Source organism: Neisseria sp. N95_16, from assembly GCF_002551535.2.
GTDB lineage: Bacteria > Pseudomonadota > Gammaproteobacteria > Burkholderiales > Neisseriaceae > Neisseria > Neisseria brasiliensis.
This window is the reverse complement of the sequence record NZ_PDBT02000026.1, coordinates 1-23669: the sequence shown is the minus strand read 5'-3', so window position 1 is coordinate 23669 and position 23669 is coordinate 1. Positions and strand designations below refer to the sequence as shown.

Annotated in this window: 21 protein-coding genes, 1 tRNA gene and 1 pseudogene; 11 read left to right on the top strand and 12 right to left on the bottom strand. The window is 49.5% G+C overall.

Translation table 11 applies throughout. The annotated features are described in order from the left end of the window. Nucleotides 1-29: 29 nt before the first annotated feature. A complete protein-coding gene (locus CRG49_RS05870; protein WP_095501911.1) occupies nucleotides 30-1028 on the bottom strand; it encodes a siderophore ABC transporter substrate-binding protein in 999 nt (332 codons plus the stop codon). A gap of 205 nt (nucleotides 1029-1233) precedes the next feature. Beyond that, nucleotides 1234-1938, bottom strand: a complete 705-nt coding sequence (locus tag CRG49_RS05865; RefSeq protein ID WP_095501910.1) for a hypothetical protein — start codon at nucleotides 1936-1938, stop codon at nucleotides 1234-1236. 70 nt (nucleotides 1939-2008) lie between these two features. Here CRG49_RS05865 and CRG49_RS05860 point away from each other — a divergent pair. After that, a pseudogene (locus CRG49_RS05860) lies at nucleotides 2009-3349 on the top strand (TonB-dependent receptor domain-containing protein); the annotation flags it as partial. Between the two features lie 95 nt (nucleotides 3350-3444). Here CRG49_RS05860 and CRG49_RS05855 read toward each other — a convergent pair. Then, the gene (locus CRG49_RS05855; RefSeq protein ID WP_095501908.1) at nucleotides 3445-4251 is read right to left on the bottom strand and encodes a siderophore-interacting protein; all 807 of its coding nucleotides are present in this window, start codon (nucleotides 4249-4251) and stop codon (nucleotides 3445-3447) included. 66 nt (nucleotides 4252-4317) lie between these two features. Then, nucleotides 4318-5256, bottom strand: a complete 939-nt coding sequence (locus tag CRG49_RS05850; RefSeq protein ID WP_157798095.1) for an alpha/beta hydrolase — start codon at nucleotides 5254-5256, stop codon at nucleotides 4318-4320. Nucleotides 5257-5585: 329 nt separating this feature from the next. Here CRG49_RS05850 and groES point away from each other — a divergent pair, with 329 nt between their 5' ends. Further along, nucleotides 5586-5873 carry a co-chaperone GroES gene (groES, locus tag CRG49_RS05845; RefSeq protein WP_095501906.1) on the top strand — a complete coding sequence of 96 codons (288 nt, stop codon included), beginning with the start codon at nucleotides 5586-5588 and terminating at the stop codon, nucleotides 5871-5873. Nucleotides 5874-5945: 72 nt separating this feature from the next. Then, nucleotides 5946-7580, top strand: coding sequence for a chaperonin GroEL (gene groL, locus CRG49_RS05840; protein WP_095501905.1), 1635 nt, complete (start codon nucleotides 5946-5948; stop codon nucleotides 7578-7580). Nucleotides 7581-7705: 125 nt separating this feature from the next. Here the strand turns inward: groL and CRG49_RS05835 are convergent, their stop codons facing one another. Next, complete coding sequence (locus CRG49_RS05835; RefSeq protein ID WP_095501904.1) at nucleotides 7706-8272, bottom strand: hypothetical protein; 567 nt, start codon at nucleotides 8270-8272, stop codon at nucleotides 7706-7708. A 248-nt stretch (nucleotides 8273-8520) separates the two neighbouring features. Between CRG49_RS05835 and CRG49_RS05830 the strand changes: the two genes are divergently transcribed. The 6 genes from CRG49_RS05830 to yacG all read left to right on the top strand — a co-directional run bounded on the left by CRG49_RS05830 (nucleotide 8521) and on the right by yacG (nucleotide 13596). Beyond that, a tRNA-Phe gene (locus tag CRG49_RS05830) sits at nucleotides 8521-8596 on the top strand. Nucleotides 8597-8938: 342 nt separating this feature from the next. Beyond that, nucleotides 8939-10618 carry a type IV-A pilus assembly ATPase PilB gene (pilB, locus tag CRG49_RS05825; protein ID WP_095501903.1) on the top strand — a complete coding sequence of 560 codons (1680 nt, stop codon included), beginning with the start codon at nucleotides 8939-8941 and terminating at the stop codon, nucleotides 10616-10618. A gap of 74 nt (nucleotides 10619-10692) precedes the next feature. Continuing rightward, nucleotides 10693-11934, top strand: coding sequence for a type II secretion system F family protein (locus tag CRG49_RS05820; protein ID WP_095501902.1), 1242 nt, complete (start codon nucleotides 10693-10695; stop codon nucleotides 11932-11934). A 1-nt stretch (nucleotide 11935) separates the two neighbouring features. After that, on the top strand, nucleotides 11936-12799 hold the full coding sequence (locus CRG49_RS05815) for an A24 family peptidase (protein ID WP_095501901.1): 864 nt from the start codon (nucleotides 11936-11938) through the stop codon (nucleotides 12797-12799). Then, nucleotides 12800-13408, top strand: a complete 609-nt coding sequence (gene coaE, locus CRG49_RS05810) for a dephospho-CoA kinase (protein WP_095501900.1) — start codon at nucleotides 12800-12802, stop codon at nucleotides 13406-13408. Nucleotides 13409-13410: 2 nt separating this feature from the next. After that, on the top strand, nucleotides 13411-13596 hold the full coding sequence (gene yacG, locus CRG49_RS05805; protein ID WP_095501899.1) for a DNA gyrase inhibitor YacG: 186 nt from the start codon (nucleotides 13411-13413) through the stop codon (nucleotides 13594-13596). A gap of 81 nt (nucleotides 13597-13677) precedes the next feature. Here the strand turns inward: yacG and ispH are convergent, their stop codons facing one another. The 6 genes from ispH to CRG49_RS05770 all read right to left on the bottom strand — a co-directional run bounded on the left by ispH (nucleotide 13678) and on the right by CRG49_RS05770 (nucleotide 21427). After that, nucleotides 13678-14646 (bottom strand): 4-hydroxy-3-methylbut-2-enyl diphosphate reductase, encoded by a 969-nt coding sequence (gene ispH / locus CRG49_RS05800; protein WP_095501898.1) that lies wholly within the window; start codon nucleotides 14644-14646, stop codon nucleotides 13678-13680. Nucleotides 14647-14670: 24 nt separating this feature from the next. Continuing rightward, a complete protein-coding gene (lspA, locus tag CRG49_RS05795; RefSeq protein ID WP_095501897.1) occupies nucleotides 14671-15171 on the bottom strand; it encodes a signal peptidase II in 501 nt (166 codons plus the stop codon). Nucleotides 15172-15390: 219 nt separating this feature from the next. Beyond that, nucleotides 15391-18177: an isoleucine--tRNA ligase gene (gene ileS, locus CRG49_RS05790; protein WP_095501896.1), complete on the bottom strand. Its 2787-nt coding sequence runs from the start codon at nucleotides 18175-18177 to the stop codon at nucleotides 15391-15393. A gap of 602 nt (nucleotides 18178-18779) precedes the next feature. After that, on the bottom strand, nucleotides 18780-19706 hold the full coding sequence (gene ribF / locus CRG49_RS05785) for a bifunctional riboflavin kinase/FAD synthetase (RefSeq protein ID WP_095501895.1): 927 nt from the start codon (nucleotides 19704-19706) through the stop codon (nucleotides 18780-18782). Nucleotides 19707-19874: 168 nt separating this feature from the next. Continuing rightward, a complete protein-coding gene (locus tag CRG49_RS05780; RefSeq protein ID WP_095501894.1) occupies nucleotides 19875-20792 on the bottom strand; it encodes a TraB/GumN family protein in 918 nt (305 codons plus the stop codon). Between the two features lie 236 nt (nucleotides 20793-21028). After that, nucleotides 21029-21427 carry a hypothetical protein gene (locus CRG49_RS05770; protein ID WP_095501858.1) on the bottom strand — a complete coding sequence of 133 codons (399 nt, stop codon included), beginning with the start codon at nucleotides 21425-21427 and terminating at the stop codon, nucleotides 21029-21031. A gap of 179 nt (nucleotides 21428-21606) precedes the next feature. On the opposite strand from CRG49_RS05770, the gene CRG49_RS05765 reads away from it, so the two are divergent. Then, complete coding sequence (locus CRG49_RS05765) at nucleotides 21607-22494, top strand: YoaK family protein (protein WP_095501856.1); 888 nt, start codon at nucleotides 21607-21609, stop codon at nucleotides 22492-22494. Between the two features lie 225 nt (nucleotides 22495-22719). Further along, a complete protein-coding gene (locus CRG49_RS05760; protein ID WP_095501855.1) occupies nucleotides 22720-23400 on the top strand; it encodes an OmpA family protein in 681 nt (226 codons plus the stop codon). Between the two features lie 79 nt (nucleotides 23401-23479). On the opposite strand, the gene CRG49_RS05755 is transcribed toward CRG49_RS05760, so the two are convergent. Continuing rightward, the coding region (locus CRG49_RS05755) for an IS3 family transposase (protein ID WP_157807896.1) at nucleotides 23480-23669 on the bottom strand (190 nt) is incomplete at its 5' end.

Here is a 23669-nt window from a genome sequence, read left to right as displayed (position 1 = left end):
CCAAAGGCCGTCTGAACAATCAAATACGCTTATTTTGCGGCATTGAAAGCATCGGTCAGCTGTTTGCTGGCGTTGAGCAATTCTTGCGCGCCGCCGGCTGCCAGATAGGTTTCAGGCACCAAATACACCACTTGGCCTTTTTTCCAAGCGTTGGTTTCGGCTACCAATGGATTATCCAACACGTCTTTCGCTGCTTGGCCTTGTTCGCCAATCGCTGCGCCGCGGTCTAACACAAACAACCAATCCGGATTTTTCTCTTTCAAGTATTCAAAGGTCACCGGCTGGCCGTGGCTGCCTTCTTTGATAGCTTCGTCTACCGCAGGTACACCGATGTCTTTATGAATCCAGCCGCCCAAGCGGGAAGTCGGGCCGAAGGCAGACATTTTGCCGCCGTTCACAATAATCACTAAGCCGGTGCCTTTACCTTCGGCTGCTTTTTTGGCTGCGTCAAAAGAGGCATCGATTTCGGCTTTCAGTGCGTCTGCTTCGGCTTGTTTACCGAAGATTTGACCGAAAGCATCAATGCGCTCTTTCGCGCTTTCTTTCAGGTTGGCAGTATCGGCGGTCATTTCGATGGTCGGCGCAATCGCGTTCAATTGGTCGAAGGCTTTGGCGGTGCGGCTGCCGATGATGATCAATTGCGGTTTGTAGCTGTTTAAGGCTTCAAAGTTCGGCTCAAACAAGGTGCCGGCAGGTTGGGTGTTTTTCAGGTAATCGCCCAAGTATGGCAACAGGTTTTTGGTGCTTTCAATCGACATACCGGCTTGCACGCCCAATTTCTGCAAGGTATCGGCCATGCCCAAATCGTACACGGCTACGCGCTCAGGATTTTGCGGCACTTGCACATCACCACGCGTGGTTTTCACGGTCAGGGTTGCGCCTTCAGTTTGTGCAGCAGGTGCCGCAGAAGCCGCAGCAGCAGAAGCGCCTGAAGCAGCAGGTGCAGCCGGTTGGGCGGCTTCTTGTTTCGGGGTACATGCGCTTAAGGCCAGCGCGCAGCATACGGCCAAAGAAGTTAAACGTAACATTAAAAATCTCCAAAAAATGAATGTGTGATACGGGCAAGAGCGCCTGATTAAGCCCATGATTTGAAACCGTATCAATGATGAGAATGGTTTTCTTTTATTTTCGCACAGATTTGATGAATTTCCAAGTTGGTTATGGGTAAGTCAGCAAACTGTTTTAATAGGCCGTCTGAAAGCCAATTTTGTTTTCAGACGGCCTTTGAAGACATCATTTTGCCAAAAAACGCTCATCCACCGCAAAACCGCGCGGATTATCCGGTTTGGCAACATCAAACTCGCGGAACGTGCTGTTGACTTTAGTGGCAACTGTTTTACCGTCAATCACGGCTGACGCTTCCAGCACCACACCGCCGCCGCTGCGCTCGCCCGTTTGCATATCAGGCAATTCCAAACGGCTTAATTTCAAAGACGTTTGGCCGATTTTGGCATCGTTGCCCGCAATTTGCTTGCCGCGCGGGCGGGTTTTGTCTTCTGCTTTGAAGGCTGCCGCATCCACGCTGGCATCATCAATCACCGCCATATCTAATAAACGCGCTTGGTTCAGCTGCATTTTGCCGTTTACCACCGGAATGCCGACCAATACCTTGGTGCCGCGGTGAATGGCGCGGTTGTCTCCCCAAACGGTTTGCTCGCCACGAGGCGGGCGGGCGGCGTGGTTCAGCGAATAAGCGCGGCTCATAAACATGATTTTGTAACCCGGCACGGCACGCGCGGTTTTTCCGTCGGTGATGTCGTCCAGTAATTGAGGCGCATTGCCTTGGGCGTTGCCGATAATACGGGCGGACGTATCCATCACGTTCACGGCACGACCATCAATCGAAACATCTTGCTGATGGCCGAAACCGGCAGCAACAGCGGAAACAGAAGCCGCGCCCAATGCGGCGGCGACGAATAAAGCAGTCATATTTTTCATGTTTTTCCTTTGTGTGAAAAAAGAGGTGTGCAAAATACTGATGGCAATGGTTTTAATATGAGGCCGTGAAGACCACCGTGTCGCTTTGAGTCACCGTCACGAACAACACAAAGGTGAGCGATTGGTTCGTGAAGAATTTGCGGTAGGCGGCCCACGTTTGTCTTTAGAACGCCAAGCACCAGCTATGCGTAAAATGACGGTTAACCATACCAACTTGGAATGGACAGGCAAAAACTTAGGTTTTGCCGAATCAGCCAACGCAAATATTTATCGCTTGGAGCAAGGTCGTTGGTCTGCTGATGACAGTGGTAACGGTTATGCCGGCGGTCGACAAAATACCGGTGCAACTAAAGCCAAACTTGATACCATTGGCGCAAACGTAAACTTTGATTCGCACGTACATGATAATGTAGTAGTGAAATACGGTGTGAACTACCGTAATCAAGAAGTGAAACCACATCAAATTTTCCGTGAAGGTGTTCGCAATCAGGAAAAACAAGATGTAGGCGTATATGGTGAAGCCATCGTTGATATCAACGATGTCACTTTGACTGCGGGCTTGCGTTACGACCACTTCAATTTCAAAGCCATGGATGGTAAGAAAATCAGTGATGGTGCGATTAATCCAAGCGTAGGTGTGATTTGGCAAGCTATGCCGAGCTTAAGCTTCAGTGCCAGCCATAACTATGCAACCCGTAGCCCACGTATGCATGATGCACTGATGTCTCACGGTGCGCGTGGTGTGGTATCGATTGCTGATGGTACCAAAGCTGAACAAGCCCGTAATACTGAAATCGGCTTTAACTACAATGATGGTACGTTTGGTTTCGAAGGCAGCTACTTCTGGCAAAATATTAAAGATGCCTTGGGTACCAACACCGGTCGTGATAACCACTTGTGTGATGGCACCAACCTGCAGTGTGCCTCTGAAATCATCAATGCTGGTCGCATTAAGAACAAAGGTTACGAGTTGGCCGCTTCTTATCGTTATGAAGGTTTGACAGCACGTTTGGGCGTTGCGCATGCCAAACCGCGTTTCTACGGTGAGCGCTTAAGCTCTAATCCGGAATACGCTTCTGCTATTGGCCGTACATGGACTGCTTCTTTGGCTTACCGCTTCAACAAGCCAAACTTGGAAGTGGCTGTACATCGTCGTCAGGTTGAGAAAGTTAAACCGGAAGATAACTTCTTCACCAGTAGTGCTCAAATTACTGCAGCTAATGGAACTGGTAAAGCTTCTTACGGCGTTACCGATATTTCGGCCAACTGGAAACCTTTGAACAACGATAAGATGAATGTGAATTTTGCGGTAAACAATATTACCAATAAAAATTACATTCCACATGCTCAGCGCAGTAATCTGCCTGGTGCTGGTCGTGAATATCGTATCGGTATGAATTACACGTTCTAAAAGTAGTATGCAAAATGCCCGACTCTAAGTCGGGCATTTTTTACGAGATGGACGATTAAGTTGAATAAGGCCGTCTGAAAACAAGCAAACGTAGCTTATTCCGCATCACTGTCCATAAAATCATGGCGTTTTTGGTGGTATTTTTCTTCCGTTTCACCCGATCGCCAGTATGGCACGGCGTAGCATTGTTTGATGGAAAGCTGCCATCCTTTGCGTATCAAATCGCGCAACACGCCCACCATCGCGGCTTCTCCGGCAATCCACACATAACAATCGTCGCTAGTTGGGCGGACTTGGCGCACTTGTTCGATAATATTCGAGTATTGCTCAGGCTCGGCATAAACGGTATGCACATTCACGCCTTGCGGGTGGCGGAAGGTGGAGGGCAGGGTTTCGTTTTCGGGTAGCAGCATAAATACATTGCCGCGCGCGCCGGCATCCATATCCAGCAGCATGGATTCGATGGCGGGCAGGGAGGTGAGGTCGCCCACCATCAGGTATTCGGCGGCAGGTTTAAGCATTTCATCGCGGCCGCGTGATGCGCTCACGCCGATGGTTTGGCCGGTTTGCACGCGTTCGGCAAAGGCGGAAGCGGGGCCGTTGTCGCCGTGCAGCACAAAATCAATCGTCAGCGTGTTGGCTTGGCGGTCGAAATCGCGCACGGTGTAGGTGCGCACAAACGGGCGTTGCACGCCTTCTGCCCATTTCGGGCCGGTCGGTGTCATTTCAGGAAAATTCGGCACGGTTTGGCCGTCGGCAGGCAGAAATACTTTCATCGGCGCACCGTTGAAAGCGTAAGGATAGTCGGCCAATTCTTCGCTGTGGAACACAATGCGGCGCAGATGCGGGCTGACATCCTGCCATGAGGCAACTTGTACAAGACGTGGGCGGTTGGGGTTCATTGTCTTTCCCTTTTTGGTGTGTGGGTTTCAGACGGCCTTTATTTTAAATAGGCCGTCTGAAAAATATTACGGCTCGCCGGCAATTTCCAAGGCGTGTAGAAACGAAACCGGCAAAATGCCGCCGTGATCCAATTCGGGATAGCCGGTAAACTCGGCACGGATGTCGTTTCGGGCGGACATTTGCTCGGTTAATTTTTTGCCTGCATCGCTGGGTAATTGTGCGGCGGATTGTTGTCGTGCGGCCAAATGGGCGGCTTGTTCGGGCGTGAGTTTGCTGGTGTCGCGCTCGCGTTTGCGCTGGCTTTGTTCGATGAATAACGTGCGGTTGCCAAAGACATCAGGCCGTCTGAACGCGGTTTGGTATTGCTGATATAAACTGCCTTGTTCAAACCACAAGGCGGGGTCGGCGGCGATGTAGTGGGTGAAGCTTTGCGGCGAATTTAAAAGCGTATACAGCACAAACAAACCGCCGTAGGAATGCCCCCACAGCATTTGCCGCTCAGGATTGAGCTTTACGCGCGCTTCGATTTGCGGGCGGATGGCGGTGTTGATGAGTTGTAAAAAATCCGCCGCGCCGCCGTGGGTGCGTGTGGGGTCAACGGCATCGCTGAAGGTTTGATCTTGGTGATTCGGCGGCGTGTAATCGTGCGCACGGGCGGCGGTGTCGAAGCGCAAATCGGTGTCATAACCAATCAGCACCAACACCGGCGGCTGCTTGAGCGTGTTTAGGCGTGACGGGCTTAGGTTTTCGGTTAAAGCATTGCCGTCGAGCGCATACAATACACTGTGGCCTTGCTTTGGCACGGCGGTTTTCGGAATGCCTAAATATATGCGGTAGCGGCGTTTGCTGTCGGCAGATTGGAAATTCAGCGTTTCAAAACGATAATGGCTGTCGGGCGCGTAAAGTGGTGCGGTGTCTGATTTTTGGCTTAAATCAGGCGCGGCTCCGGCAATGCCTGTAGTAAAAAGCAGGCCGAAGGTGAGTAGGAATTTTTTGAGTAGCATAGGCATAACCAGCTTCAGAGGTAATGGAGGCCGTCTGAAACATTTCAGACGGCCTAATAAGAAATATGCTGGAGATTATAGTCTAATCGAAAATGATTATCAAAAATAATGCCGTCTGAAAAATTGGTATTGTGCAGAGTGCCATCTGTTTTCAGACGGCCTACTGCATATCATGAAACATAATCGGCCGCACCCCACAGAAAAATTTACGCTTCAGGGCTTGAATTTTGCGCCGATAACCTTATTTTTAGCTGCGTTGAAGCAGATATCTTTGTTTTATCTGTGAATTTTCAAAACAAACTTTATGCAACTTTTTTGGAGAATATTACATGACCATCCGTCCTTTACATGACCGCGTAGTGGTAAAACGCGTTGAAGCTGAAGAAAAAACCGCATCAGGCATCGTGTTGCCGGGTGCTGCAGCCGAAAAACCTGATATGGGTGAAGTGGTTGCCGTGGGTGCCGGCAAAGTAGGCCGCGACGGCCAACGCCGTGCTTTGGATGTGAAAGTCGGTGACAAAGTGATTTTCGGCAAATACAGCGGCCAAACTGTGAAAGCCGACGGCGAAGAGCTGTTGGTGATGCGCGAAGAAGACATTTTTGCGATTGTAGAATAATCTCAACCTAATATTTAGGCCGTCTGAAAAGGTTCGACGGCTGTAAACCAGATAATTTATTGGAGCATATCAATGGCAGCAAAAGACGTACAATTCGGTAGCGAAGTTCGCCAAAAAATGGTGAACGGTGTCAACACCTTGGCCAACGCCGTGCGCGTAACTTTAGGCCCTAAAGGCCGCAACGTGGTATTGGATCGCGCATTCGGCGGCCCACACATCACTAAAGACGGCGTGTCTGTGGCTAAAGAAATCGAATTGAAAGACAAATTCGAAAACATGGGCGCGCAAATGGTGAAAGAAGTCGCTTCTAAAACCAATGACGTGGCCGGTGACGGTACCACTACCGCAACTGTGTTGGCACAAGCCATCGTGGTGGAAGGCATGAAATATGTGACTGCCGGCATGAATCCGACCGATCTGAAACGCGGTATCGACAAAGCCGTGGCCGCTTTGGTTGACGAATTGAAAAACATCGCCAAACCTTGCGATACTTCCAAAGAAATCGCCCAAGTGGGTTCGATTTCGGCCAACTCTGACGAGCAGGTCGGCCAGATCATTGCCGAAGCGATGGAAAAAGTCGGCAAAGAAGGCGTGATTACCGTAGAAGACGGCAAATCTTTGGAAAACGAGTTGGATGTGGTAGAAGGCATGCAGTTCGACCGTGGCTACCTGTCGCCATACTTCATCAACGATGCCGAAAAACAAATCGCGGCCTTGGATAACCCGTTTGTCTTGTTGTTCGACAAAAAAATCAGCAACATCCGCGACCTGCTACCTGTTTTGGAACAAATCGCCAAAACCAGCCGTCCGCTGCTGATTATCGCTGAAGACGTGGAAGGCGAAGCCTTGGCGACTTTGGTGGTGAACAACATCCGCGGCATCCTGAAAACCGTGGCCGTGAAAGCACCGGGCTTCGGCGACCGCCGCAAAGCCATGTTGCAAGACATCGCCATTTTGACCGGTGGCCAAGTGATTTCGGAAGAAGTGGGCTTGTCTTTGGAAAAAGCCACTTTGGAAGATTTGGGTCAAGCCAAACGCATTGAAATCGGTAAAGAAAACACCACTATCATTGATGGCTTCGGTGATGCCGCTCAAATCGAAGGCCGTGTGGCGGAAATCCGTCAACAAATCGAAGTGGCCACCAGCGACTACGATCGTGAAAAACTGCAAGAGCGCGTGGCCAAATTGGCCGGCGGTGTAGCAGTGATTAAAGTCGGTGCCGCAACCGAAGTGGAAATGAAAGAGAAGAAAGACCGCGTGGAAGACGCGCTGCACGCCACCCGTGCCGCCGTTGAAGAAGGCGTGGTCGCAGGTGGTGGCGTGGCCTTGCTGCGTGCCCGTTCGGCTCTGGAAAACCTGCACGCCGGTAATGCCGACCAAGATGCGGGCGTACAAATCGTATTGCGCGCGATTGAGTCTCCATTACGTCAAATCGTGGCCAATGCCGGCGGCGAGCCAAGCGTGGTGGTGAACAAAGTGTTGGAAGGCCAAGGCAACTACGGCTACAACGCAGGCAGCGGCGAATACGGCGACATGATTGAAATGGGCGTATTGGATCCGGCCAAAGTGACCCGTTCTGCATTGCAACACGCTGCTTCTATCGCCGGCTTAATGCTGACCACCGACTGCATGATTGCGGAAATCCCTGAAGACAAACCGGCTATGCCTGATATGGGCGGCATGGGTGGTATGGGCGGTATGATGTAATAGTCCGTCTGAACACTTCAGATTGTAAAAGAAAAATCCCACACGGTTTTGGCTGTGTGGGATTTTTTTGTATGTATTAATAAGGTTTGAGGCCGTCTGAAATCTTTCAGACGGCCTCTATATATTTAAGCTTCTTTAGCTTGCATAATCGCTTGCAATTGTTGGTTTAAGGTATCGGCATCCATCCAGCCGGCTTGGATAAACAAAATCAGCAAGACCGAACCAACGGCGAGTGTACCGAGAAAATACAACAGATAACCGAGCATGATTTTCCAGCCGGAAACATTGCCCATTTTCATAAAACCGATGGCTTGCGCCCAGAAACTCCACACTTGGTAAAACAGTGCCAATGTGGCCAATTGCGGCACATAAAATAAAGCCAACATAGGAATCGCTAAGGCTTCGGAAGCCAAGGTAAAGCCCCATAGCGGTAAGCGTGGTGTGCCGCCGTAATAATGAATCACTGCACGCATGGCGCGGCTCAATACCAACCATTTCACGATGGTGAGTAAAACCGCAAACACAATCGCGGCAGGTTCTTGGCCGAACAAAGGCGACATACTGGCCGCGTTAATCACGCCTAGCAGCAATAATACAGCGGCAATTACCGGCAGCGTGTAGAGATATTCCATCGGTGGGCGGTAGCGCAGGCGCAGAATATCCAGCATATCTTTTAAAAATTGATAAAGCATGTGTGTGTTTTTATCGAAAAGGGAAACAGATATTGTAGCTTAAAAACAGGATGAACGACCATGATTCTGTTTTCAGACGACCTGATAAAATAAATTCGCAGAAAATGCCGGAAATCCTGCCAAAATCATAAAATTTTAATTCAATATAAAACATGAGTTTAGTTATTTTATGAATATTTTTGTCAAATAAGGCTTGCGTGAAGGCGGTGTTTTTGGTTTAATACACATCTCGCAACGAAAGACGCGAAGGCCAGATAGCTCAGTTGGTAGAGCAACGGATTGAAAATCCGTGTGTCGGCGGTTCGATCCCGCCTCTGGCCACCACCAACCGCTTCAGCGGTTATTTTTTTATCTAAAAGATTTGAAAAGGCCGGAAATTATCCGGCCTTTTTGTACGTAGCGAGTCAGACATTATATCTGTTGTGAAATAGTTTCTAATTGTTGATACAATTTCAAAAGCAGGTTTGAGACTGGCTCAGCTTGTTTTATAATAACAAACGCATATTAAAAAGAACAATAAACATAATATTAAACGAAAATAAATGACCCGCCTCCGACTGGTAAAAGGGAAAATAAAAGGCCGTCGGAAATTTTAGGGTATTCAATTAAATTAAACACATAGCAAAGCTTAGGGATGTGGCTTTGCCAGAAACGGATCAGGTTAAAATGAGTGTCGGATTACTGCGCGTCTTGGCGCAAAGTCAAACCATTACGCCTACTCAGGCAGAACATTATCAAGCAGCAATCAAAGCGCATAAAGACATTATGCCTATGCTGTTTGATGATGGTGTGATTTCTCCCAAAGCCCTTGGTGAGCTGGTGGCGCGCGTGTTCAGCTATCCTTTGCTGGATTTGCACCATTATCCGCGTAGTCATGTCTTGACGGATGTGTTGACTGAAGAGCAGATGGTGCAAAACCGCTGTGTGCCGATTTTCCGTCGCGGCCGTAAGGTTTATTTGGCGGTTTCTGATCCGACTCAAATTCAAAATTTTCAAAAAATCGCCTTTTCTTCAGGTGTTTCTGTCGATTTGGTGGTGGTGCCGCATGACCAGTTGAGCTCTTTACTGGAATGGATTGGTCAACGTTCGACTACCATTTTGAAAGAAATCAGCCAAGAGCAGGAATCTTCTCAAACACCGCAAGCGTTGTATATCGACAATGAAGAAGCGGAAGATGGTCCGATTCCGCGTTTTATTCATAAAACATTGTCTGATGCCTTGAATGCCGGTGCCTCAGATATCCATTTTGAATTTTACGAGAAAATGGCGCGTGTGCGTTTCCGTGTCGATGGCCAATTGCGTGAAGTAGTGCAGCCGCCGGTTGCTGTGCGCGGTCAGTTGGCCTCACGTATTAAAGTGATGGCGCGCTTGGATATTTCTGAAAAACGCGTGCCGCAAGATGGTCGTATTCAGATTGCCTTCCATAAACATGGTCGCCCGATTGATTTCCGTGTGAGTACCTTGCCGACTTTGTTCGGTGAAAAAGTGGTGATGCGTATTCTGAATTCGGATGCCGCCACATTGAATATCGACCAATTGGGCTTTGAGCCATTCCAAAAAGAAATGCTGCTTGAAGCCATTCACCGTCCTTACGGTATGGTGCTGGTGACCGGCCCTACCGGCTCGGGTAAAACTGTTTCGCTGTATACCTGCCTGAATATTTTGAACACGGAAGACGTGAATATTTCCACCGCGGAAGACCCTGCCGAGATTAACTTGCCGGGAATTAATCAGGTTAACGTCAATGACAAACAAGGCCTGACCTTTGCGGCTGCGCTGAAATCTTTCCTGCGTCAGGATCCGGACATCATCATGGTCGGCGAGATTCGTGACTTGGAAACTGCCGATATTGCGATTAAAGCCGCGCAAACCGGTCATATGGTGTTTTCGACATTGCACACCAATAATGCACCGGCAACCTTGTCGCGTATGCTGAATATGGGCGTGGCGCCTTTTAATATTGCCAGTTCGGTAAGTTTGATTATGGCGCAGCGTTTGTTGCGTCGCCTGTGCCCAAGTTGTAAAAAACCGATTGAACGTCCGCCGGTTCCGGCATTGAAAAAAGCTGGGTTTACTGATGAAGATTTGGCCAATGATTGGCAAATGTACCGTCCGGTTGGTTGTGACAGTTGTCGCGGCAAAGGTTTTAAAGGCCGTGTCGGTGTGTATGAAGTGATGCCGATTACCGAAGAAATGCAACGTGTGATTATGGATAACGGCACGGAAGTCGATATCCAAAACATGGCTTACCAAGAAGGCATGGTGGATTTGCGTCGTGCTGGTTTATTGAAAGTCATGCAGGGGTTGACTTCGTTGGAAGAAGTAACGGCACACACCAATGACTGATTTTGAGAATGGGAAATGCAAGGGGAATTGCGTTTCTCATTCTTTCTCATATGAAATTAAGGGGTAATTGAATTATGGCTCAAGCAGAGCAAAAAAAGGGTTTGTTCACCCAAAAGAGCAAAGGTAAACGTTTTACATTCGAAGGTAAAAATACCCATACCGATCAAGTGGTTCACGGCGAAGTAGTGGCGAAAGACGAAGAAGAGGCGCGTAAAAAGCTTCAGCGTCGCGGTATCCGTCCGTTGCGTATCAGTAAGGTGAAAGCGGTGCGCAAACGCCGCATCACGCAAGAAGACATCACAGTCTTTACCCGACAATTGGCAACCATGATGAAAGCCGGTCTGCCTTTGATGCAGGCTTTTGAAATTGTGGCACGTGGCCACTCAAACCCTGCGATGACACAAATGCTGATGCAAATTCGTGCGGAAGTAGAGCAGGGTAGTGCATTAGGTAAATCGTTTGCCAAATACCCGAAATATTTCGACCGATTCTATTGCAACTTGGTTTCTGCCGGTGAAACCGGTGGTGTACTGGAAGGCTTGCTGGATAAGTTGGCGGTTTATAAAGAGAAAACGCAAGCCATTAAGAAAAAAGTGAAAACTGCGCTGACCTACCCGATTTCGATTGTGGTGGTGGCGGTGATCTTGATGTTTATCATGATGATGTTTGTGTTGCCGGCATTTAAAGAAGTATATAGCAACATGGGCGCCGAATTGCCTTGGTTGACTCAGGTAGTGATGAATATCTCTGATTTATTTGTCGAATATGGCTGGATTATGATTATCGGCCTAATTTTAATCGGCTTTGGGGTGTATAAGCTGCATCAAAATTCGCCGGCCTTTCAGAAACGCGTCGACGCCACGTTGCTTAAACTACCGGTTTTTGGCCCTATTGTAAAAAAAGCAACGATTGCACGCTGGTCACGCACAACTTCTACCTTGTTTGCGGCAGGCGTACCGTTGGTAGAAGTTTTAGATTCGGTGGCAGGTGCCTCCGGTAATATTTTGTATGAAGAGGCTACACAGGACATTCGCGCCAAAGTGACGCAAGGTTTGTCGCTGACTTCCAGTATGCAGGCTACTGAAATGTTCCCGAATATGGTGATTCAGATGGCCTCTATTGGTGAGGAATCTGGCTCTTTGGATGATATGTTGAATAAAGCTGCTGAATTTTATGAAGATGAAGTAGATAACTCTGTTGCGCAATTATCTTCGTTGATGGAGCCAATTATCATGGTGGTATTGGGTTCGTTAATCGGCGTGTTGCTGGTGGCGATGTACTTGCCGCTGTTTAACTTGGGCAACGTGGTGGGTTAAGATGCTGGAAACTTGGAATGCCTTAGCCCCGTTTGTTGTGCCATTGGCGGTGATTTTCGGTTTATTAATCGGCAGCTTTTTGAATGTGGTGATTTATCGCATTCCTGTGATGATGGAGCGCGGTTGGACGCAATTTGCCAAAGAGCATTTGAATGTGCCGCTTACGGCCGAAGAAGAAGTACCGTTTACATTGTCGAAACCGGATTCACGCTGCCCGAAATGTCATGCGCCGGTGAAGGCTTGGCAGAATATTCCGATGGTGAGTTATTTGCTGTTGGGTGGCAAATGTAGCTCATGTAAAACACCCATCAGCATCCGCTATCCTTTGGTGGAATTACTTACCGGCATCTTATTTGGTGTTGTGGCATGGCAATACGGCTGGTCGTGGCTGACATTTGGCGGCTTGATTTTTACCGCCATGCTGGTTGCGCTCACTTTTATCGACTACGATACCCAATACCTACCCGATTCCCTGACCTTGCCGCTGGTGTGGCTGGGTTTACTGTATAACTACAACGGCGCATTTACCACGTTGCAATCGGCGGTGCTGGGCGCAGTATGCGGTTATATGAGTTTGTGGTTGCTGTGTTATGTCTATAAACTCTTAACCGGTAAAATCGGCATGGGTGGCGGCGACTTTAAATTGTTGGCCGCACTGGGCGCGTGGTTGGGCGTGGGCGTATTGCCGGTATTGGTGTTTATGGCGGCCTTAATCGGCATTATCGGCGCGCTTGTGTCACGCGTCGGCAAAGGGCGGCAGTTTGCCTTTGGCCCAAGCTTGGCGGTGGCCGGATGGATTATTTTTATTGCCAATGAACCGATTAACCAATTGATTCAATGGTGGCTAACGAAATCAGGATTTTAAATGACGGTTTGGGTGGGGTTGACAGGCGGCATCGGTAGCGGAAAATCGCAAGCTGCGGCGGAATTCATCGCGCTGGGTGTGCTGCATATTGATGCCGATGCGCTCAGCCGCAGCCTGACGGCGGATAACGGCAAAGCACTGCCTGCTATCCGTGAAACCATTGGTGCGCATGTATTTGAAAGTGAAGGCCGTCTGAATCGTGCGGCGTTGCGTGAGGAAGTGTTCAGACGGCCTCAAACCAAAGCTATGCTCGAAGCTTTGATGTTTCCATTGATTTTGCAAGAAATTCGCCTGCAACAGGCGCAATATCAGGATGCTATTTATGGCATTATCGATGTGCCGCTGCTAGTGGAAAATCCACCATTTCTTGCTTTGGTGCAACGTGTGCTGGTGATTGATGTGGATGAAACCACGCAGATTGAGCGCGTCAAACAGCGCAATAGCTTGAGTGAAGATGAAATCCGCCGTATTATGGCCAGCCAAGCGTCACGCCGTGAGCGATTACTGCATGCTGATGATGTGATTAAAAACGACGGTAACTTGAATGAGTTAGCCGAAAAAATCCAACGCTTGCATCGCTATTATCTCCACACACTCAAGGCCGTCTGAATATGAATGAACACATCACCATCGTCAAATGCCCGACCTGCCAAACGCCAGTTATTTGGAGCAGTGAAAGCAAATACCGTCCGTTTTGCAGCCATCGTTGCAAGCTGATTGACTTGGGCGAGTGGGCGGAAGAGCGTTATAGCGTTGAAGCAGTTGAAGACGACAGTTTGTCGGATTTATTGAAATAAACGCATCAACAAAATACGGAATATAATCAAGGCCGTCTGAAAGATCATTTTTCAGACGGCCTTCATGATTCTGGGCGGAAATTAGCCCTTATTCAAAACCTGCTTATTCTCACCTTCTCGGCGCAATTCTTTCGGCAAGACAAATACAATACTTTCTTCCGCCCCTTCGCCTTCGCGCACAGTATCGTGTCCCCAAGATTGAATGGTCTCCAAGACTTCCTGCACCAACACTTCCGGTGCCGATGCGCCGGCTGTTACACCGACTTTGGTTTTGCCGTCGAACCATTCTTTTTCTAAATAGCTGGCGTTATCAACCATATACGCATCCACGCCGCGCACTGCTGCGACTTCACGCAAGCGGTTGCTGTTGGACGAATTGGGCGAACCGACCACAATCACAATATCGCATTCTGCCGCCAAATCTTTCACCGCTTTTTGGCGGTTGGTGGTGGCGTAGCAAATGTCTTCTTTGTGTGGGTTACGGATATTTGGGAAACGCGCATTTAGTGCTTCGATAATATCTTTCGTTTCGTCGACCGACAAAGTAGTCTGGCTCACATAAGCCAGCTTATCGTGATCGGCCACTTCCAATGCCGCTACGTCTTCCACCACCTCGACCAGTAACATTTTACCCGGCGGCAGTTGCCCCATTGTGCCTTCTACTTCGACATGGCCTTTGTGGCCGATCATAATGATTTGATAATCTTGCGCATCCAATCGAGCCACTTCTTTATGCACCTTGGTTACCAGCGGACAAGTCGCGTCAAACACGCGGAAGCCGCGCATTTTTGCTTCTTCCTGTACCGCCTTCGATACACCGTGCGCCGAATAAATCAGCGTAGCACCGGTCGGTACTTCCGACAATTCTTCAATAAAAATTGCACCTTTATCACGCAGATTATCCACTACAAATTTATTGTGCACGACTTCATGGCGCACATAAATCGGCGCGCCGTATTCTTCCAGCGCTCGCTCCACGATTGCAATAGCGCGGTCAACGCCGGCACAAAAGCCGCGTGGATTGGCCAGCATAATGGTTTTGTTTGTCATGTGTGTATTCCGAAAAATTCAGTTTCAGACGGCCTGATTCTCTGCCGCCACATTCTTTTTATGTTTGCTTGAAAAGCCATCTAATATCAACAATACTGCACCTACGCAGATAAAGCTGTCGGCGATATTGAAAGCAGGGTAATACCAATCTTGCCAATAAAATAATAAAAAATCAACTACATGTCCATAAGCGACACGGTCAATTGCATTGCCGATCGCGCCACCGATAATCATTGCCGCGCCGATTTTGCCCCAGCGCGCAAAGTCATTTTTCACAATGCCACGCCACAAATAGCCGCTAATGACCAAAGCCAGTGTCAAAAAGAAATACTTCTGCCAACCACCTTGGTCGGCCAAAAAACTAAACGCCGCACCAGGGTTAAATACCAGTGTCCAGTCAAAAAAATTCGGAATGATGTTTACGCGTTTTTGATATTGAAAATTCGCCAGCGTCCAGATTTTTGTGATTTGGTCGAGCGCAATTGCTGACAATGCCAGCAACAGATAAGAGATTTTAGAACTCATGTTTCAGACGGCCTGAAGTCAGTCAAAAGGGGTATTTTACCTGAAAGCAGGAATAAGGTGTTTGTGAAATATAGGTTGATGAATTTAAAAATAGTTTGGATAAGAAAAGTTAACCGGGTACTGGTAAAAATGGTAATCAATGAAGATAAAGGCCGTCTGAACAATATTGTTCAGACGACCTTTGGTCTACTTACCGGTTAAATGAATTGTCGGCAGGTATTAAGCGTAATGACGCTCTTCGCCTTTGCCATCGACATTATCGGCACAGCGTTTACATACGGTGGCATGACCTGCTACGCTGCCGATGTCATCGGTGTAGTGCCAGCAACGTTCGCATTTCTCGCCGGTGCTGGCTTTAGCGGTAACGCTCAACTCGTCGGCTTTGTGCACGTTGGCTTTGGAAACCAGCAGGGCAAAGCGCAATTCGTCGCCCAAGGCTTGCAGATAGCCTGCCAAGGCTTCAGGCGCGTGGATATCGACTTCGGCTTGCAGTGATGAGCCGACTGTTTTGTCGGTACGCAGCGGCTCAATCGCGGCGGTCACGGCTTCGCGTACTTCGCGCACGGCTGCCCATTTTTTCACGATTTCGGCTTCGGCTTTTTCGTTAATCGGTGGGAATTCGTGCCATGTGTGGAACAATACGCTGTCTTCTTCGCCGCCGCCGATGATGTCCCACGCTTCTTCACCGGTGAAACACAATACCGGCGCAATCAGCAGCACCAAGCTGCGGGTGATGTGGTACAGGGCGGTTTGTGCGCTGCGGCGGGCGTGGCTGTCGGCTTGGGTGGTGTACAGGCGGTCTTTCAAAATATCCAAGTAGAACGCGCCCAAATCTTCCGAGCAGAATGACACGATGTCTTTCACGGCAAAGTGGAAGGCATAGCGTGGGTAGTAATCACCGGCCACGCGCTCTTGCAGTTGGCGCGCCAAAATCAGCGCGTAGCGGTCAAGCTCGACCATTTGGTCTTGCGGCACGGTGTGTTCAAACGGGTTGAAATCCGACAGGTTGGCAAACAGGAAGCTCAAAGTATTGCGGATGCGGCGGTAGCTTTCGGTCACGCGTTTGAGGATTTCTTTGGAAATTGCCAGTTCGCCCGAATAGTCGGTTGAAGCTGCCCACAGGCGAAGAATGTCGGCGCCAAATTCGTTGTACACTTCTTGCGGCGCAACCACGTTGCCGATGGACTTCGACATTTTGCGGCCGTTTTGATCGACCACGAAACCGTGGGTCAGCAATTGCTTGTAAGGCGCGCGACCCATGGCGGCGCAGCCGGTGAGCATAGACGATTGGAACCAGCCACGGTGTTGGTCGCTGCCTTCCAGATACAAATCGGCCGGCCACGTCAATTCTTCGCGTTGTTTCAACACAGAATAGTGGGTTGAGCCTGAATCGAACCAAACGTCCATGGTGTCGGTGAGTTTGTCGTATTGCTCGCAATCTTCCGCGCTCAACAATTCGCTTTTATCCAGCGAGAACCAGGCTTCAATGCCTTTTTCTTCAATGCGTTGCGCCACTTGTTCCAGCAATTCGGCAGAATTCGGGTGCAATTCACCGCTTTCTTTGTGCACAAAAAAAGTCATCGGCGTGCCCCAGTAGCGTTGGCGTGACACTACCCAGTCCGGACGGCCTTCAATCATTGCTTGCAAACGCGCACGACCCCATGACGGGAAGAATTCGGTGTCGTCCACTGCTTTCATCGCATTGCCGCGCAAGGTTTTGCCGTCGGTGCCCGGTTTGTCCATACCGATAAACCATTGGCCGGTGGCACGGTAAATCAGCGGCGTTTTGTGGCGCCAGCAGTGGGCGTAGCTGTGTTCTAGCTTGGTGTTGCACAATAAGCGGTTGTTTTCTTGCAGCCATTCGATAATCACCGGATTGGCTTCCCACACGGTCAAACCGGCCACGCGCGGCACTTCGCTGATGTAACGGCCTTCGCCGTTAACCGGGTTGTAGAGCTCAATGCCGTATTGGTTGCAGACGGTGTAGTCTTCTAAACCGTGAGCAGGGGCGGTGTGCACCAAGCCGGTACCGGCATCGGTGGTGACGTGGTCGCCGTTGAGCATCACGATATCACGTTCGATAAACGGATGGTTCAAATGCAGGTTTTCCAAATGCGCGCCGGTGGTTTCGGCGACTACATTCATGCCGTCTGAAAGGCCGTAGCGTTTCAGCGCATCTTCTGCCAAATCTTTGGCCAAAACCAAATGGCCTTTGGCGGTGGCAATCAGTTGGTACACCACTTCCGCACCGGCAGAAATCGCTTGGCTGGCAGGGAGTGTCCAAGGTGTGGTGGTCCAAATCACGGCGAAGGCTTCGCCATCAATGCTGTTCACGCCGAAGGCTTTGGCTAATGCGGCGTTGTCTTGAAACAGATAAGCCACGTCGATGGCCGGAGAGATTTTGTCTTTGTATTCCACTTCGGCTTCGGCCAATGATGAGCCGCAATCCAAGCAGAATTGCACCGGCTTGGCACCGCGATACAGATAACCGGCTTTGTAGATTTTGCCCAAAGTGCGCACGGTGTCGGCTTCGGTTTGGAAATCCATGGTGAGGTAAGGGTTGTCCCAATCGCCCAATACGCCCAAGCGGATGAAATCTTTTTTCTGGCGGGCGATTTGTTCGGCGGCATATTCGCGGCACAATTCGCGGAAACGCGCTTTAGGCATGTCTTTGCCGTGCAGCTTTTCCACCATCACTTCAATCGGCAGGCCGTGGCAGTCCCAGCCAGGTACATAAGGCGCATCGAAACCGGCTTGGGTTTTGCTGCGGATGATGATGTCTTTCAGAATTTTGTTGACGGCATGACCGATGTGGATGTCGCCGTTGGCATACGGTGGGCCATCGTGCAAAACGAATTTCGGACGGCCTTTGGTTTTGTCGCGCAATTTTTGGTAGCGTTTTTGTTCGTACCAGCTTTTGAGCCATGCAGGTTCGCGCTTGGCCAGATTGCCGCGCATTGGGAACGGGCTTTCAAGCAGGTTGACGGTTTTGCTGTAATCGGTCATGTTTGTTCTCGGATTTAATGGTGTCACTGGGTTTCAGACGGCCTTTTGTTTGTTAGGCCGTCTGAAAAAAATCATAAAGGGGTATTGTAGCGGAATTGTGTTGTTTTTATAAGGGGTTTGGTGTGTGTTGGGGGAAATAATGGCCTGCTGGGATAAATTGTTTTCAGGTGGTGTTTATTGTTAAACCGAAAAAAATGGGCCTTCATTTGACACATTGAGGAAAAGAGAGTGAAAAGGAGTTTTGTTATTGGTTTATTTTCTCAATTGGAACGTTTGCGCTTCATGGCTGCGCGGCCACCTACTTTTAGCTTCGCAGAAACTTCGTTTTCTTTGCTTCGCCAAAGAAAAGTAGGCAAAAGAAAGGCGACCGCAATTGCAGGTTCGCCCTTTGGGGCGAACTTCCCTCACTACGCAGAATTTTGGCAGCAGGCTCGAATTCGCTGCTTTGGGGCAGCTCAAACACCGAGCCTTTTATCCTGCCAAAATCCTGCTTCGTTCGGCTGCATTCAGCGGGCTAAGCTAGTTTCTCTAAATCATAGCTGCTAAGCAACAGGCCGTCTGAAAAAACATTCCTGTTTTTCAGACGGCCTTTTTGATGACCATCACGGCTGCCAATTTTTCGCTGCTTCCATGTCTTTTAAAATTTGTGTTTTTAATGCGTCGATGTTGTCGAATTTTTGTTCGTCGCGCAGTTTGTGCAAAAAGCGCACGTTTAAGCGTTGGCCGTATAAATCGCCTTGAAAGTCAAACAAATGCACTTCCAGCTTCTGCGTTTTTTTGTTGGACACGGTAGGATTGAAACCAAAGCTGGCCACACCGCGGCGGGTACCGAAGCTGCCGTCGGCTTCGACCACAAACACACCGCTTAGCGCGTAGTGATACGGCGGCAGTTGCACGTTGGCGGTGGGGGCGTTGATAGTGCGGCCGAGTTTTTTGCCATGTTTGATTTTGCCGCTCAACACGTAATCGTGCCCCAGTAATTTGCGCGCGTAGGCCAAGCGGCCGTCTGAAAGGGCTTGGCGCACGGCGGTGCTGCTGGTGCGGATGTCTTCAACGATGACGGAAGGGGTGCGCTCGGTTTGCATGCCGCTTTGGGCTTGCAGCATTTCAAAACCGCCTTCGCGTCCGGCACCGAAGCGGAAATCGTCGCCGATGAGCAGGTAGCGGGTGTTGAGTTTGTCGCGCAGTAAATCATCGATAAAGGCTTGCGCAGGCATGTCGGCGAAGCTTTGGGTAAACGGCAGCACCCACACGATGTCAACACATTCGGTTTGGCGCAATAAATCCAGCTTGGTGCGTAAAGGGGAAATGCGGTAAGGCTGCGGCTTGTTGAATTTTTTGGCAAAAAACTCTTTCGGCTGCGGCTCGAAAATCACCACAACAACCGGCAGGCCGAGTTTGTCGGCTTGTTGTTTGAGGGTTTGCAGAATGTGTTTGTGGCCGAGATGCACGCCGTCGAAGTTGCCGATGGTCACTGTCGCGCCTTGTGGGCATTCGGGCGGGTGATGGCGGCCGAGGTGGATATTCATGGTGGTGGGTGTGTGTTTGAATCAGGTGCTATTGTAAACGCAATCGTGCTTGGGATAAATGCTTCGGAATAAATATGTGTGTCGGGTTGTTTTAGTTGAAAATATGAAAGATGTATATAAATGCTTTCGAGGCCGTCTGAAACGTTTCAGACGGCCTCGATAAAAAAATCAATGCACAGCCACTTTGACTTTCACCGGTTTAACCTGGTAGCCAACTTGGCGCAGGCGCACAATCAAGCCTTGTTTGCCAAACAAATGGGCAGCGCCCACGGCAATCAGGGTCGGTTTGTGTGGCAGGATTTCAATCAGCTTGGGCAGCCAGACTTGGTTGCGATGGGTGAGTAATGTGTCGTACATCAATTCGTGCCACAGCGGATGATCTCGGCGCGGCAGAAATCTCAATTGATACGCGGGATTGGCGATTTCCGCCCATGTTTTTTTAGCACGTTGGTGGCGGTAGTCGTCTTCTAAGCTGATGATGTCGTTTAGAAAGGCTTGGTGGTGTTTTTCCAAAGAATCAAACGAGCGGATGATGGCATCTTCGGGCAGGTGGACAAAATAGCTGAGTTGCTCCGCGCCTTCCAGTGCAATCACCGGCTTATTGAGCTTTTTCGCACGTTGAATCAATAAATTGTCGATGCCGTATTCATAAGAATAGCCCTTGGGATTGAAGGTGCTTTGGGTCAGCAGCCAAAACGCCCATGGTTTGATTTGGCTATCGGGTGAAAAGTCGGCAGGCTCTTGGCCGGTGGCCAACACGTTTTGCAATCGGCGCATGCGTGCGGAGCCCAAGCTTTGTTTTAAAGGGCGGTTGTCAGCCATCATGCGCAGCATGTGCAAGTTATCGGCGGCGCTCATGCTTGATTCGTCGGTTTCGACCGCCAATTGCGACACGCGGTTGAGCGTGTAGCGGTAATCAGCGGGCAGGGTGGCCTTGAGTTTGCCGACGTGAATGGTGCCAAGCAGATAGGAAACCGGCCGTCCGGGTTTGCTGATTTCATAGAGAAACGTATCGGCTTCGGGCGCGCCTTTGGCCGAAGCGGCAGCGGCAAACAGCCACAATAATAAACAGAAGAAATAACGCATGGGATTCAGACGGCCTTTTTTAGAATCATAGATAAGGCCGTCTGAAAGGTGATGCGTTCAGACGGCCTGAGACCTTTGCAAAATCCCCATCTTTGGCACATTTCTTCGTTATGCGCTGCTCGAAAGCTTGCCTATCTTTGTGATATGTCTGCGCTTTCTGCGCTGCTCTCACTTCGAACTGTACTCAAATCTGGGGTTTTGCAAAGGTCTCAACGTGGCTAATCGTTTAAATCAAATTACCACCAAAATGGATGGTAAAACGGTCGGCGCCAGCCCCAATCGTCGTAATAGTCGCGGTAATAGCGGGCTTCGCGCAATTTTTCTTGTGCGATGTGGTTTTGCCACGCCATTTTGTAGCAGGCTTGGAACATCGGATCGGCGACTTTATCAACGTATTTCAAGCGGAATTCTTGCTGTTCTTTGCTGGAAAGCGCCGTAGATTGCTCGGCTTGTTCAAACTGCTTTTGCATTAATAATGCGGTGTCTTTGTCGCACTGGGCGGCGAGCGCTACTTGCAGATTTTGTTCGTAACGTTTTTGCGCGGCGGCACGCTCGGCTTTTTGTTCGGGCGTGGTGGCGCAGGCAGCGAGTGTGGAAATCGCGCCAAGAATCAATAAGCTGCGTATATTTTTCATGTGTTGCCCCTGATTGAGTTGGTAAGGTTTAATGTACGCCATTTTATTGCGTTTTAGCAAGCGGTAATATTGTTGCTTCAGGTTTGGTTTATGCGGCGGCGGGTCTGTTATGATTGTGTTTGCAAAATCAATATTCGGGGCGTGAGGCCGTCTGAAAAAAAACAAGGGAATAGGTTGGCATGAGTGAGCATCAGCAAGCGGCAGCGCGCAGAAACAAGACGCACAACAAGCGGCATGAGCGCCTGCATGCGCCACCTTTTTGGCAGGCGGATCGGCCGTATTTGCGCGAGCAGAATATTTCGGATGTGCGGTTTCGCCGATTGGGCTATGTGATGGCACTGCTGGCCGGTGCGATTAATGCCGGGGGCTTTTTCGCGTTTGCCCGCTACACCTCGCATGTCACCGGTTCGCTTTCTTTGGTGGCGGACATGGTTTATCTGCGCGAATGGGGTGTATTGCTGGTGGCGTTGATTAGCGTGATTTGTTTTGTGATGGGTGCGGCGCATTCGAGCTGGGTGATTTTGTGGACTCAGCAAAAGCGTTTTCGCGGCAGCTATGGCTTTTCTATGTGGCTGGAAGCGGTTTATCTGTTGATTTTTGGTTTGTTCGGCGCCACCGCTTTTCAGCTTGATTTCGGCTTTGGGCAGTTTGCTTTGCCGTCTTTGGCGTTGTTTTTGCTCTGCTTTATTATGGGTATGCACAATACGGTGATTACTTTGCTATCGGGCGGGGCGATTCGCTCAACACACATGACCGGTTCGGCCACCGACTTGGGCATTGAGTTATCCAAGGTGATGTATTATTCAAAACAACATCATCCGCGCCTGCCGTATATTCGCGTCAATAAGCCGAAAATGTGGTTGCTTTCAGGTTTGATGGCGACGTTTACTTTAGGCGGCATAATCGGTGCATTGGGCTATCAGGCCATCGGTCATCATTTTGCTTTGCCTGTGGCGGTGGTGTTGTTTGTATTGGGTGCGGGGTCGGTGGGTTATGATGTGAAAGTCAGATTGAAATTTATCTTGCTGCGCTGGTATCAGAAACATCGTGAAAATGTAAAGAAATAAGCGCAAAGCAACCATCAATCTGCTTGGAAAAGCGATAAACGGTAGTGTGTCATCACAAAATCGTTAGCGCATGAATAGCTTTGTAATATCGGGTTAAACGTGCTTTTAAGCATTTGAAATGTTGGTTATGATAACCATGTGTAAAAGTTGGCTTGGAGAGAAATAAGCCGGCAACCTATTTTCAGACGGCCTAGTAACAGGCACGTTTTTATCGAAAGGAAAACCATGAAATTCTTGAAACCTTTGACACTGGCCATCGTTGCCGCTCCTTTGGCTTTGGCAGGCTGTGTGACCAACCCGACTACCGGTCAGCAAACCGCCAGCAAAACCGCTGTTTACGGCTTGGGCAGCGCGGCTGTGTGCGGCATCGTGGGTGCATTGACCCACGGCAGCAAAGGTGCACGTAACTCAGCCTTGGCGTGTGGCGCAGTGGGCGCAGGTGTAGGCGGCTACATGGATTACCAAGAGAAAAAACTGCGTGAAAGCTTGGCCAATACCAACGTAGAAGTAGAGCGTCAAGGTAACCAAATTAAATTGGTTATGCCTGAAAACGTAACCTTCGCCACCGGTAGCGCCGCGTTGAGTACCAACGCACAAAACGCTTTGGCCGCTGCGGCACAAACTTTGGTTCAATACCCAGACACCACTTTGACCATCAACGGCCATACCGACAACACCGGTTCTGACGCCATCAACGAGCCATTGTCTCGCAACCGCGCACAATCTGTGGCTACTTACCTGCAATCACGCGGTGTGAGCGGTTCACGTTTGAGCACTGCCGGTTACGGTTCACGTCAACCAATCGCGTCTAACGCCACTGCCGAAGGCCGTGCGCAAAACCGTCGCGTGGAAGTGTTGATCAACCCTGATCAAAACGCCATCCGTGCTGCGCAACAACAAATGTAATCATTGTTGATTCATTAACAAACAGGCCGTCTGAAACAATGAACTGTCCCCCAATTCTTGGACAAGTTAATAATCTTTCTCAAACAGCCTGTTCAAGCTGGGTTCTGTAAGCCACAGGACTCAGCTTTTTTAAATTCAAACTAATACGTTCATAATTGTAGTAACGTATGTAATCATCTATCACTTTGGTCAATTCTGCCACCGATAACACACCTTCCTGATAGAAGCTTTCCACTTTTAATGTCCCGAAGAAACTCTCCATCGGTGCA